The following is a 14,672-nucleotide window of genomic DNA, read 5'->3' as shown; positions in this document are numbered from 1 at the left end:
TTTGCTGTTTACTTTTAACTATGAAATTCTAAAAAAATTAGTTAATTTTTATTTAGGATGTCTATATCAAGTCAATAAAATTGGTTTAATTATTAAAAATAATTTAAAATTTAAAACATATGATGGATTTAAAACCTATATACAATACCGGAACTATTACTTTTGTTGAATCTCCCGAAAAAGTTACATTAAAAAAAATAGATTCAACTTTCATAAAGGATCCCGAAGGAATTATTCCTAATGGGATTTATAAAGTTTTTAAACACGAAAAAAGCAAACAAAAATTTTTATTAATATTTATGAGTATTATTTTACTTGGTCTAATTATTTGAATTTCACTTTTGTCAACAATTCTACTTAAAAAAATTCATTGATTTTGATTTATTCCTACAATAATCGCTTTCATTTTATCAAGTTGAAAATTAACTTCTGTTTTTTTAGATACAAGACACTTATCTCAATCAATAAAAATGTATCGAGAATCATTACTAGCTGGTTCTAGATTGACTCCTCCATTTATTTCAGGATTATATATAAAATTATACAAATCACAAGCAAGACAAAATTGAATAGTTATTGCATTTCTTTTTTATGGAACAATTTTTACTTTATTATTTTGATGATTAAAAGATGTTAATTGATGAATCTTTACTTTTAAAGATTGAATTAAATCTTTAACTAAAAATCCAGAACTAGTAGGTTTTTTCTTAATTACAATTTTAATTGTTACCTTAATTATGCATATTTATTTTACTGTTTATCGTAAAAAAAGAATTATTGATATTCAGTCATTTTTTGGAAATGAAGTAATTTCTCAAACAGAAATTGATGAGATTGTAAGAAACAAAAATAAAATTTATCGTAGAGCATTCTTTATTTCTATTCTAATAGTTTTAGTGTTTCCGTTTATTGGTTGAATTATTTATAAAAAAGTTATTAAAAAATAATTATATTAACGTTTTTTGTCTAAGGCATTTTGAGCAGCATTAATTTCTGCTTCTTTCTTTGTTTTTCCGTTTCCCTTACCATAAATATTTTTTCCACATACAGCTTTACAATTCCAAATTCCATTTTCTAAATTACAAATATATTGAACAGAATTTTTATATATTGGTTGTAATAACTCTTGCAATCTTGTTTTAGGATCTTTTAAAATTTCTTCTTTAGTTGTAGTACTTTTTATTTTATTAAAAAGAAAACGATTTAAATATTTTTTTGCTTCTTTTTCACCTAGATCTAAATAAATAGCAGCCAATAATGATTCGAAAATATCTGAACATATTTTGTCATTATCTTTTAATTCTTCAACATTATTTGAACAAATTAAAAAATTATTTATTTTGTGTTTTTTAATAATTTTTGCTAAAGATTTAGAAGACACATTATTTGCTCTAATAATACTTAATTTACCTTCAGGCTCTTTGTTAAATTTTTCATAAATAAACAAACTAGATAACATTTGCAAAATAGAATCACCCAAAAATTCTAATTTTTCATATGAAAGTATATTTTTATTTTCATTTGAAAAAGTTTTATGTGTGAGTGCTTGATAATATAAATTAATGTTTTTAGGCTTAATTTTTAAAATTTTAAACAATTCATCTATTTTGTATTTTTTATCACTTTTCATTATTCTTCCAATGATTTCTTAAATTCTTCTAAAGCGTTTGATTCAATTGCTAATTTAATTTGATTTAAAGCACCCATATATGCTTTTTGATCACTTGCTCCATGTGCTTTGATAACAATTCCATTAAGGCCTATAATTCATGCTGCTCCAACATTACGATAATCTAATTGTTCTTTTATATCTTTAAAAGTGTTTTTCATAAAAAAAGCGCACATTTTTCTTCAAATATTTTTTCTAATCTTATTTTTTAATAATTTAGTAAAAGATAAAACTGTTCCTTCTAAAGCTTTAAGTGTTATATTCCCGCTATATCCATCTGCTACAACAACATCTGCTATTCCTTCTAATAAATATCTAGACTCAATAAATCCTAGATACTCAAATTTTAATTTGGATTCTTTTAAAATTTGATTAGCTTTTTGATGATACTCAAAACCTTTAAAGTCTTCTGTACCAATATTTAAAATAGAAACTTTAGGATTATTAACTTTTAAAACATTTTTAGAAAAAGCAAAACCTAATTTAGCTCATTGAATTAAATATTCTTCATTAATTTTTAAATTAGCTCCTTCATCTAATAATAAAAATTTTTTATCTTGTTTTATTGTTGGAATTATTGACATGAAGGCAGGACGAGAAACATTTGGTAATCTTTTAATAATCATAATTGAAGAAGCCAAATATTTTCCGCTATCCCCTGAAGATAAAACAGCCAATCCTTTATTTTCTTTTAATAACTTTAATGCAGCGTTCATTGAATTATCTTCTTTATGAGCATCCAATAAATCCTCCGAAGATTTTTTAACAACATTAGGATTATGAATAATTTCAATTTGTTCATTTTCAGAACAATATTTTTTTATCTGATCTTGATCTCCTACAAGAATAATTTTATATTCAATATTTGATTTTACAAACTGAACTGCAGCCAAAACTCCAGCTTTAACTCCATTATCATTTCCCATTACATCAAATATTATTTTTTTGCTCATTATGATTACTCCAATCCAAACATAAAATCATAAATATTTTGATTACCAATTTGAATTTGCACTTCAATATCATATTTATTTAAAACATATTTTTCTATTTCTTGCGCTTCTTTTTCAGAAACATTATTTCCACAATAAATTACAAGCATTTCACATCTTTTTTTGGATTTGATCATTTTTTCAACTAAAGTTTTTGAAGCAGAAATTAAATCTTTTTTGCTTCCTATAATTTTGTGCTGTAAAACCATTAAATAGTGATTTTTTTTAACTTTTACATTATTAATTTTTGTATCTTTAACTGATTGAGCAATTTCAGCTACAATTAAATTCTTTAAACTTTGTTCAATTTCTTGTAAATTATCTTTAAGTTCTAGTTCTGAAGAATAATTCATAATTGCTGTTATTCCTTCAACTTGTGACTTTGTAGGAATAATATGAATATTCTTATCTGATCTAATCTTAGAAGCTTGTTGTGCCGCTAAAATGACATTAGAATTATTAGGTAAAATGATAATATTTTTTGCATTAACAGCATCGATTGCTTCAATAATATCTTGAGCTGAAGGATTGTTAGATTGACCTCCTTCAATAATATAGTCACATTCTAATTCTTTCATCATATCAATAAATCCAGAACCAGAATTACATGAAATGATAGCATTCTTCTTTGATGGTTGAATTTTATTCATTTCATAATTTTTGATTCCTTCTACATTTGATTTAGTGTTATTTGCTTGTTCTGTCATATTTTCCACTTTAACGGTTAAAAATTCACCAATTTTTTGTCCTAATTCCAAAACTTTTCCTGGTTTAATAGCATGAATATGGATTTTTAAAATATCTTCATCATTTACAACTACCATTGAATTACCAAGTTTTTCCATTTGAGAAACAAATTTATTTTTAACAAATTTTTTCACATCGTTAATTTTTATAATTAATTCAGTACAATAACCAAACTCTCCCGAATAAACTTCTATGTCATTGACTAAAGCAAAAGGTTTAGTAGAATCCATATCAACTTCAACAAATTTTCCATCTATAAACGATTTTATTCCTTCAAGAATCATTACTAATCCTTCTCCACCTGAATCTACAACTCCAACTTCTTTTAAAACTGGTAGTATATTAGGAGTATTAGCTAAAGATTTTTTACTTGTTTTAACTGCAACATCAAAAACTTTATCAATAGTTGTATTTTTAGTTATTTTTAATTTCAACAGTTCTTCAGCCACTTCTCTAATAACAGTCAAAATTGTTCCTTCAACCGGTTTTAAAACTGAATCATAAGCAGTTTTGTAAGCTTCTTCAAAACCATCGACAATATTTTTAGGAGTTAACTCTTTAGTTGACTTTCAAGCATTTGAAAAACCTTTAAAAATTTGTGACAAAATAACACCACTATTACCTCTTGCTGATAAAAGCATATTTCTTGAAAAAGTTTCGATTAATTCTTTTGTGGTTTTAAAACTTTCATTACTAATCATATCTGTGGCTTTTTGAAAAGTGGATGACATATTTGTTCCTGTATCTCCGTCAGGAACCGGAAAAATATTAAGAGCATCAATTCTTTCTTTGTTATTAAATAATTTATTGGAAGCAGATTGAATTGCTAATTTAAGTTCATTCACTTTTAAAACTTCCATTATTTAACTCCTTTAATATAAATCTTCAATTCTCTTAATACATAATTGATTTTTTTCTTTTTTAAGAAAAATTTAATCGCTTCTAGAATTTCATTTGAAATAGCTTTTGAAGTTATGTTTCTGCTTATAATCAAACCAAGAGAAATATCAAGATATTTATTTTCTACAAAACATTTAATGAATTCTTTGTCTTCATCAACAATTGGCTTGAAACCTAAAACGCCAGGAATAGTTTCTAGCGCCATAATAATATTTTCATTCAAGTTTCTCTCTAACTCCATAAATATATAGTCTTGTAATTATAACATATTAAAGATTTAAGAAAAAAGAGGTATTATCTACCTTTAATTATTAAAATTTTTTTATTATTTGAATCTTCACGATATTCAAAACCATCAATATAATTTAACTTATCAATTTCATATTTAGCTTTATTTTTCGAGATTATATTATTTGGAAATGGAAAATAATTAACAAAACTATCTTTTTGATTTTTGCATTGATAATTTTTATTGCAAGTAGAATGATTAACTGTTAACCTAATTGTATTAGCAATTTTATTAACTTGTTTAGATTTTAATCTTCTTTGCTCATCAAACAATCGTTTTTGGAATTGTCTATCTTTTTCCAGTTCTTTTATTTTTTGCTCATATTCAGATTGAATAAATATTCTATTTTTTTCTTCTTGAATTTGTTTTTTTCTCTCATCAAATTTTTTAATCAAATTTCTAACCTTATTTGATTGTTCAATAGCTTCTTTGTAAAAATTATTTTTACTTGTCCTTGAAATGTTAACAATAGGTTTAACAGTTTTAGTTGTAATTTTTTTTCTTGAAGATAAAGGATCTGAAACAAATGAAACTGTCCTAATATTTTCAGTATCAAACTTTATATTTGTATCTGTATCTAAGTCAATTACTTTAGTAATATCATCTTTTTGAATATCTTCTTTTTTTTCTGAATCAATTATTTTATTTTTCTTTGAAATAATTTCATTGTTTTTAACTTCATTTTTAAACACTTTGAGTTCATTAGTTAATTCATCTTTAACTATTTCTCAATCTTTTGTAGTCATGTTATCAAATTGATATTTATTTCATTCTGTTGTTTTAAAAACTTTATTATTATCTATTTTAGACTTTAAATATTCATTTTGATTTGTATAAATAGTTTTACAAATTAAAAATTTGTGTTTAATATCAAATGACAAAATTGATTTGATAGCTTGTTTCTTCTTTTCCATTTTTTTAAACGGAATTTTTCCAATTTTTCCTGCTTTTTGCAAATTAAGCAAATCAAATTTAGATAAAAACATAATTTTGTCATCTAAAGTTGGATAAACATTTTCAAATTTTGATTTAGTCATACTATACTAATTATATTATCTAAAAACAAATTCAACTAATCAAAAACTAAAATATAATTTAAAAATAGTTGATTATTGCTTGTTGTTTTTAATTCAACTTCCATTTGATTTTTAGAAGAATTAAAATATTGAAATAAATTTTGATTTCATCCTTCATTTAATTGATCGCTTGTTCCTACTTTTTTACCATTAATGTAAACATCAAATAGTCCATCACTAAATCTGCCTCTTCCAATAATTGCAAATCCTGAACTATTTTCTAATCTAAATTTAATACTATTATCTTTTTTGTTTGAGTACCAACTCGAATTATTAACAGCAGACACATTAAAATCTAAATCATTAATGACATTAACCCAATTATTTGAAATAACTACATCTTTGTTATTTAATGTTAATATTTTTTGGATTTTAGAATAATTATTTGAACTAATTCTAAAATAATTAAAAATCAGTCCTCCATATGGATCTGCGTTAGAAAACTCAAATTTCATTGATTTAACTTCATATTCTTTATCTAAAACAAATATACTTTCACTTTTACTTCGATCATTAAATTGAGCTCCATATGCTCCATTATAAATAACTAAAGTTTGATTATCTTTATTTGTAATAGTTATTTTCATTGTTTGTGCTCTAGATTGATAATGATTGTTTGTTCTATGACCAAACAACATAGATTTAACTTTTGATACTTTATTAAATGTAACTACAAATTCACTTAAACAAGCATTATTTAATCCATCTTTATTTCATAATTCGAAGTAATTTCCGTCATTTTCTTTAAGTTGTTCATTGACATTTTTACTATACTTACTTGTAATTACGTAATCACTTGTTGGATATTCTTCATATCTGACAGGTGCAACATTTAAGAAATTAGTTAAATTATCAGATTTGATGTAGTTGTAATCAACTTCTCTTTCTTTATATTGATATTCTTCTTTCAAATAATAATTTAGTACACTATTTTCAAGATTTAATTTATCAACACTTTCATTTAGGGAATGATTAAAAACATTGACACTTTTATTACTATTTTTGTCTATTATTCTACAATCAAATCCACCAACTCCTGAATTATTAATAATTGCAAACTCAAGATCAATAATTTCGTTTTCTTTCATATCAATTTGATAAGTTTCAGTCCATTTATTAGTTCAGTTATTTGATTTAAATTTTAATTGACCATTAACTTTCATTCTAATCATATCGTCTCAAGTATTTTGGAAAATATATGTTCCATCTTTAGGAGCAATAAATTTAAACTTAAATTTCATTCCTTGGGTTTGTTGTGTATCAAAACCATTAGAATTAAAATTATTAAAAATTCATTTTGCTTTAGGATTCATCTGATCTAGCTGTTTGAATAATTCATCAGACTCTCCGCCACTAGCAAAAGGCTCATACAAACTAAATATTGGAGTATGGACATTTTGTCTTATTTTTATTTTTCATTTATATTTAGGAACATAATTGGTGGGTTTATTTATTCATGATTTAGGAGAAATGGAAACATCAAATTCATCTATTTCATTAATTTTATTTTTGTTTGGAATATAAATTAATTTTTTGTCACTAGATTCAGATATTTTTAATGTTCCACCTAATTTAGTTTTGGCATTAAACTCTAAATTTGACCAATCAAATTTTTCATTCATACTTATAATAAAATTTTCAAAATCTAATTCTTTTGGTTCTCCTGCAATAATATCCATTGGCCCACAAGTGTCGTCTGTGTAAACAAATGTTTTAGTTTTATAATCATATTTATACGCACCGGAAGCATATAAGTTAGCAACAAAATCAATTGCAGGATAATTTTTATTCAAATTATCAATAATTTGTTTTTCTTCGCTTGAAGCAACTTCATAATTTAAAGGTCATCTAGGGTCATTATCATTAACTCAAAACGGAGAATCATTTTTTCAATATCTATTAGTCATTTGTTCAATTGCTGGTCACAAATTTAACCCAAACTTTTCACTCATTGTTTGAATCTCTCCCATATGTGTTCAACCTTGTGCTCCATTACTATGATTTACTGAATCTCATCTAACATATTCAACATATGATTTAAAGCCAATTGTATGCAATATTGCAGCATACAAACTATATTCATCAGGACCACCATAACCTAGATTGGCAGACTGAATATTTGAAAAAGCATTAGATAATCTTCTTCAGCCAGGACCTCTATTTCCTTTTACATTTTCACCATATCAATTAGTTTCACTTCTAAATCTATTTTTATCTCCTTGAATAGCTAAATTAAAAACTGTAACTTGATTAGTTTGTGGATGCATTTTAGAAGTTAGTTTAAAAAATGCTGAATCTTGTTGAAAATTATGGTTCATTTCATGAAAAGTTCCTCATTGATCTCCCATTGATCATCAATTAGGATTTTCTGAACCTAAAAATAGCATCTCCATTCCTCAAGTAGGTTCACAATATAATCTATTTCCACCACCTCAAGCTGCGGCTCCTCCTCAAATATCATCACAAAACTCAAAATCTAAACGATATAAATATTCTTTAGAATCGTTATTAGCAAAATAATTACTTAAAAACAAAAAATCATTTAATTTTTTGAAAGTTTCTTTAGGATAAACCATTTGATCTATAGAATAATGACCAATTTCATTTTTTCCTGTATAAGGCATATTAATTGTTCCATAATTTGAAACTGCTCCTAAACTTGGAGCATTTATTTTTCCATTTTTAACTTTCTCTATTTGATTATTCCATTCTTTTTCTGTTGTAAAACCATCTACATAATATAAAGTTTCAACAGCGTTTCTTACACTAAATTTAAGATCGTTATATGACTTATAAATTGAATTGTTTGTAAAAGGATTATCTATATTAATTGAAATATTTCCACCAAATGGAGAACCAAATTTAATTATTTTATTTTGCAAATCAATCCCAAAATAAGTTCTTAAATATGGGTAACGATTTGATATTCTTGCGCTATTATCAGCAGGATAACTATCTCAAAAATTTTGATTAATTGAAATACTCATTCCTTTTCAATTTGACGCTTTCATTAATTCTCAAGTATCATCATCAAATTCTAATTCAATAATTTCTCCTGCTGGAGCATAAAGACCTAGAGAAATTGGGCCTCTAATGTTAGCACTAAAAACAAATTTTCTTTCTACTGACAATGTATCATTAGTTACATTTCTTTCAAATCAAACATCTGCTGCTGGATGCTTTCTAAAATTACCTGTTTTAATTTCATTTTGAATTCAATAAGCATCATTATATTTAATCTTCTCATTATTATCATTTAAAACATACTTACCATTATCATCAATAACTCTTTCATCAAGCAAAACAGAACACATATCTAAATTCTGACCATTGTAATTAATGTATCTAGTTCCATTCTGTTCATAATTATTATTTCAGCCTGGATACTTAAATCCGTATTGAGAATATTTATTTAACATTTCTGTTTTATATGATTTTGTTTGTATTTTTCTATTTTTATATCCAACATCTTTATAAGAAACGCTACCTAAAGAAATAAGTTGATCATATTTAGATTCATTTTTATCAACTATTTTATCTTTGCTAAAAGGGAATGATGTAGGGGACGAAGATGATTTTTTAGATAAAACTACTCCTAAAGCAATTGAAGCAAAACCAGCCGAAAACAAAAGACCTAACCCTAATAACAAATAAAAACGTTTATTGTTTTTTTGCTTTTGCATAATTTCCTTTTTTATATACTATTCATAAATTTTTTGTGTATTATTCTACAAAACTATCCACTAGTTCTTTAGCTTTTGCTAATTCGACACTAAAAAATGAAGTTACACCACGTTTTTGCATTGTTGCACCAAACAAGTGATCAACTCTAGACATTGTTCCATGACGATGAGTAATAACGATAAATTGAGTATCTTTTTTTAATTTTTGTAAAAATTCAGCAAATCTCACAACATTTGCTTCATCTAATGCAGCTTCAACCTCATCTAAAATACATAATGGTAAAGGTTTAGCTTTAATAATTGCAAACAAAAGCGAAATAGCAATTAATGCCTTTTCTCCTCCTGAAAATAATTTTAAATTTTGAATTGATTTTCCAGGAGGTTGAGCTTTAATATCAATTCCTGATTCCAACGGATCATTTGGATCTAACAAGAATATTCTAGCTTCTCCACCACCAAACATTTCTCTAAACACATTGTTAAATTCTTCATTAACAAGATCCATAGTTTCATTGATTCTTGTAATAATTATTTTGTCCATTTCAGCAATTGCTTCATTAATAATTCTTTTTGCTTCTTCAAGTTCAACTTTATCTTTGTATATTCCATCATGTCTTTCTTTTATTTCTTGATACATTTCAATAGCATCTAAATTAACATTTCCAAGTTCAGAAATTTCTGTTTTTAATGTTGAAACAATATGTCTAGCTTCTTCAAGAGGTATTTCTAATTTGTATTGTTCTCTTGCTGAATCAAAAGTCATTTGATAATGTTCAGATAAACGCTTTGTTGCATCATTAATATAAAAATCGGCTTTTGTTTTTTCTGTTGCTTTATCTGAGAATGATTCAATAATTAAACGTAAAGATTTTTCAAATTCTTTTTTAGAAGATTGAATTTGATTAATGTCATTGATAAGTTTTTCAAGCTTATCTTTTTTAGACTTAATTGTTGCACTTAGTATTGATTTTTTGCTTCTAGTTTCGTTTAATTCTGTATCAAGTGATTGAACATTTTTCTCATCAAATTTCTCGTTCGAATTTGACTCATATTCAACTTTTAATGATGAAAATTTTTCTTTAATTGAAATTAACTTTTCATTATTTTTAACAAATTCAATTGTAATTTGATCAATAAAAGATTGTTTTTCGCCTTTTAGACTTTCTAATTTAGTAATATCTTGATTTGCTAACATTACAATTTCTTCTAACTGAGGAATAATATTTTTAATTTGTTCTATCTGATTGTCAACACCTAAAATATTTGATGTTTGTTTTGTTCCACCGGTCATAATACCACCAGGTCTAATCAAATCGCCATCTAACGAAACTACTAAATATTTTTTATCTACTAGATGAGAAATTTCATTAGCTACTTTTATGTCTTCGACAACAATAACATTACCTAATAAAAAGTTAACCAAAGTTTCAAATTTTTTATCTGATGTAACCAAGTCAGAAGCAATACCAATAAATCCTGGCTGTGTTTTAATTTTTACTAAATATTCAGTTTTAATATCTTTAACTGAAATTGATGATAAAGGAATAAAAGTTGCTCTACCGCCATCATTAGCTTTCAAAAATTCAATAATTTTTACAGCAATTTCTGAATCATCAACAACAATGTGTTGAACTGCATTTTGTAAAATTGAATCCATTGCTGCAATATATTTTTCAGGAATTTGAATTAAATCAGCAACAGTTCCATGCATCTTACCTTTAAATAAACTACCATTATCTAAAACTGTTTTAGTACCTTTGAATAAATTTGATTTTGATTCTTTATAATCATTCAAAACATCTAATTTAGATCTTGCTTTCATTAATTTAGTTTTAGATGAATTTTCTCTCATTCTTAATTCAGCAATCTGCATTTCAATTTTTTCGATTTCTCTACGTTTATTTGCTAAATCTTGTGATGTTTCTTCTTTTCATTTTTCACTAAAACTAATTTGAGACGATAAAGACTCTAATTCTTTTTTTATTGCTGAAATTCTATCTTGCGAAGCTGAAGAAATTTGGCCAGAAATAATCATCTCTCTTTTCATTTCTTCGTTTTTAAATTGTATTTCTAAACTATGAAGTTTTTCATTAACTAAATCTAAATCTTTTGTTAATTCAATAACTTCATCATCTAATTGTTTTTTGTAATCTAAATTATCGCCTAATTTCTGTTCATTAATTTGAATTTTTTGCTCTAAATCCTCTTTTGTTTCTTGAAAACCATCAATTTCATTTTTTAAGATTTCAACTCTTTCTTTGTAATGTAGTAAATCATGAACCAAAAGACCCACTTCTACTTCTTTTAATTCTTTGGATTTAGCAATATAAATTTGTGCTTTTTCTGATTGTTTTTCTAAAGGTTTTAATTGCTTTTCTAACTCTTCGACAACAGTGTTAACTTTATCTAAAGTTTCTGTTGTTTTTTCTAATTTTCTTTGTGCTTCAATTTTTTTAGATTTATATTTTGAAGTTCCTGCGGCGTCTTCAATAATTCCTCTACGCTGTTCTGGAGTAGCTTGAGCTATATCCGAAACTGTTCCTTGAGAAATAATGGCTAAAGATGATTTAGAAATTCCTGATTCAAAAGCAATATCTCTAATGTCTTTAAATCTTGCAATTTGATCATTAATATAATAAGTGTTATTCCCTTTACCTCTTTCTAAAACCCTAGAAATTGTAAAAATTTTATGCGGTATGGAAACTTCGCCATCACTATTATCAAAAGTTAAAGTTACAGAACATTTATTCATTGGTTTTTCGGTTTTTGAACCTGAAAAAATAACATCTTCCATAGTGTCCCCACGTAAAGCTTTTGAAGATTGTTCTCCAAGCACTCATTTGATAGCATCATTAATATTTGATTTGCCTGAACCATTTGGCCCGACAATACCTGCTACTCCACCGTCAAAAGAAAGACTAATTTTGTCAGCAAATGATTTAAAACCTTCGGCTTCAACTTTAATTAATTTCATACATTTCCTTCTCTATACCACATTTTCACTAAATAGATATTATAAACAATGTTAATACTATTGTTTATATTTCTCATTATTCTATTGCAAGAAGAAAAACGAAATATTTTTCTTGAATTAATAAAGATTTAAACTAATATAACACAATTAATAAAATACTAAAATTTCGACAAATTAAAAGTTGATTTAATAATAAATTTACTTCTTGTTTTTACGTAAAATTCAACTATTCTAAGATATAAACTCTTTTATTCTTAAAATTTATTCTTGTTTTAGCGCCTATTTTTAAAATGTTAGATGGTTGAATATGAGAACAACTAAAATCATACATAATGGGTATATTTCGATTTAAAAATTCTAACAATATTTCATGATATTGTCTTTTGCCTTTTTCATTGTTATAATTTTCAATTTTTCCAATTAAAATACAGGCTACTTTATCTAAAATCCCGCTATTTTTTAAAACTGACATATTTCTTTCAGTTATTTCCTCGTTGACACATGAATCTTCAATGAATAAAATATCATTATTTTTAAACAAAGGCATATATTTTGTACCAATTAAAGATGCCATTGTATTTAAATTTCCTCCTAATAATCTTCCTTCAATAACTTTATTATCACCATTTAATGTCTTAATGGAATTTTTTAACATTTTTTTATTTTTTATCTTATTTAATTTCCAATCAACTCGATCAATTGTGTATTTTTTTGGAGAGTTCACTTCATGAGGAAAATCAATGATAACTGTTTGTATTAATTCGTTTATGTTAAAATCTCGTATTTCTTTTTGCTCATAATAAGACATTAAAAAAGAATGGCCATAATAAGTGGGTATTCCTGTTTGATTATAAACTGCTAATAACAAAGCAGTTGTATCAGAACATCCAACTATTTTAATTTTATTCTTAGAAATGAATTTATAATCAACCAAATGTAAAATAGAAGAAGTATTAAATCCTCCAATCATTGATAAAACAATATTGTTGTTTTTTATCAAAAAATTAAATTCATCTGCTCTTTCTTTAATTGAACCACTGCGATATGTTGAATTTTTATTAAAAGTTAATTTACCTAAATCAATTTTTATTTTCAAATCATCAAATATTTCTTTAGTTAGTTTAACTCTATTAATATGTATAAAACCTAAATTAGATGAAGAATTAAAAACACCAATTTTAATATTGCAGTTTTTTCAACTATTTTTATTTATTTTATTATTACCAAGATTTGACACCTTCATATATTCTAAATTTTTAAAAATTATTAATTTATATTTATTTTTTAAAGAAAATCTAATTATTTAATCTTTCATCTTTAATGATTTTTCCTTTATTTAAATAAATTGTTCTCTTTGCATATTTGATAACATCAGGATCATGAGAAACCATAATAATAGTTTTACCTTGTTCTTGATTTATTTTTTTAAGTAATTCCATAACAATTATCCCTGTTTTTTTATCTAAAGCACCTGTGGGCTCATCGGCAAAAATAATATTTGAATTTTTAGCTAGAGCTCTCATAATTGAAATTCTTTGTTGTTGTCCTCCTGACATTTGTGAAGGATATTTATACATTACATCTTCTAATTCAAACTCTACAAACATTTTTTTTAAATCTATTTGACTTTCTTTATCATTATGTTTACACAAAATTGCGCCTGTTTCTACATTTTCATATCCTGTAATATTATTTAGTAAATGATATTGTTGAAAAATAAAAGCAATATGCTCTCTTCTAAATTTAGTCAATTGACTGTTACTTAAATATGGTAAATTGATATTCTCTACAACAACATTACCACTTGTAGGACGATCTAATCCTGAAATAATATTTAATAATGTAGATTTACCTGAACCTGATTTACCAAATAAAACTACAAAATCACCTTTTTCTATTTTTAAATCTAGACCATCTAAAATTTTAGAAACTTTATTTTTACCAGAAATATAATATTTAGAAATATTTTGAACTTCAATAACATAATTAGAATTATTTTTTAAATTTTTATATTCATCTTTTTTTCTTTTTTTATTATTACTATTTTTAATTTTTCTAATATCACTATTTTTTACAGAAAAAACTAAAGTTTTTTCATTTGTATCAGATCTTGTTTGATCATCATTTGCTTCGTTTAAAGCTATATTTTGATTAATTGAAGAAGTATCAATAAAAATTTCTAAAAATGTATCATCTTTATTTTTTTTGTTTAGCAAAGTTCTAGAAGAATAAGTTTTATTTTGTTTTTGTTGTTCTTTTTCAAACTTACTTTCTTCTTTGTATAACTTATTAATTTCTTTGTTATTTTTGATCTTTTTGATAACTTCTTTAATTTTTTTCAT

At 24.9% G+C, this 14,672-nt stretch carries 10 protein-coding genes; 1 reads left to right on the top strand and 9 read right to left on the bottom strand.

The features are described from left to right. Positions 1-119: 119 nt before the first annotated feature. Positions 120-947: an MSC_0882 family membrane protein gene (locus ACJA28_RS03180; protein ID WP_022935081.1), complete on the top strand. Its 828-nt coding sequence runs from the start codon at positions 120-122 to the stop codon at positions 945-947. Positions 948-952: 5 nt separating this feature from the next. Here the strand turns inward: ACJA28_RS03180 and rnc are convergent, their stop codons facing one another. The 9 genes from rnc to ACJA28_RS03135 all read right to left on the bottom strand — a co-directional run bounded on the left by rnc (position 953) and on the right by ACJA28_RS03135 (position 14,672). Further along, a complete protein-coding gene (rnc, locus tag ACJA28_RS03175; protein ID WP_022935080.1) occupies positions 953-1,630 on the bottom strand; it encodes a ribonuclease III in 678 nt (225 codons plus the stop codon). Beyond that, positions 1,630-2,622, bottom strand: a complete 993-nt coding sequence (gene plsX / locus ACJA28_RS03170) for a phosphate acyltransferase PlsX (RefSeq protein WP_022935079.1) — start codon at positions 2,620-2,622, stop codon at positions 1,630-1,632. The genes rnc and plsX overlap by 1 nt, the downstream gene beginning before the upstream one ends. A 5-nt stretch (positions 2,623-2,627) precedes the next feature. After that, a complete protein-coding gene (locus ACJA28_RS03165; protein WP_022935078.1) occupies positions 2,628-4,268 on the bottom strand; it encodes a DAK2 domain-containing protein in 1,641 nt (546 codons plus the stop codon). Then, positions 4,268-4,549 carry a hypothetical protein gene (locus ACJA28_RS03160; RefSeq protein ID WP_406602197.1) on the bottom strand — a complete coding sequence of 94 codons (282 nt, stop codon included), beginning with the start codon at positions 4,547-4,549 and terminating at the stop codon, positions 4,268-4,270. The genes ACJA28_RS03165 and ACJA28_RS03160 overlap by 1 nt, the downstream gene beginning before the upstream one ends. A gap of 53 nt (positions 4,550-4,602) precedes the next feature. Beyond that, entirely contained in the window at positions 4,603-5,634 is a 1,032-nt protein-coding gene (locus ACJA28_RS03155) for a hypothetical protein (RefSeq protein ID WP_022935076.1), read from the bottom strand. Between the two features lie 35 nt (positions 5,635-5,669). Further along, positions 5,670-9,356, bottom strand: coding sequence for a M60 family metallopeptidase (locus ACJA28_RS03150; protein ID WP_022935075.1), 3,687 nt, complete (start codon positions 9,354-9,356; stop codon positions 5,670-5,672). A gap of 40 nt (positions 9,357-9,396) precedes the next feature. Next, positions 9,397-12,330 (bottom strand): AAA family ATPase, encoded by a 2,934-nt coding sequence (locus ACJA28_RS03145; RefSeq protein WP_022935074.1) that lies wholly within the window; start codon positions 12,328-12,330, stop codon positions 9,397-9,399. A gap of 226 nt (positions 12,331-12,556) precedes the next feature. Continuing rightward, the gene (locus ACJA28_RS03140) at positions 12,557-13,573 is read right to left on the bottom strand and encodes an LD-carboxypeptidase (RefSeq protein ID WP_022935073.1); all 1,017 of its coding nucleotides are present in this window, start codon (positions 13,571-13,573) and stop codon (positions 12,557-12,559) included. A gap of 52 nt (positions 13,574-13,625) precedes the next feature. Next, positions 13,626-14,672 carry an ATP-binding cassette domain-containing protein gene (locus ACJA28_RS03135; RefSeq protein WP_022935072.1) on the bottom strand — a complete coding sequence of 349 codons (1,047 nt, stop codon included), beginning with the start codon at positions 14,670-14,672 and terminating at the stop codon, positions 13,626-13,628.

This window comes from Mesomycoplasma moatsii, assembly GCF_045276915.1.
Classification (GTDB): Bacteria; Bacillota_I; Bacilli_A; order Mycoplasmatales; family Metamycoplasmataceae; genus UBA710.
Note: the sequence above shows the minus strand (reverse complement) of the source record. Positions and strands in the feature narration are given on the sequence as shown.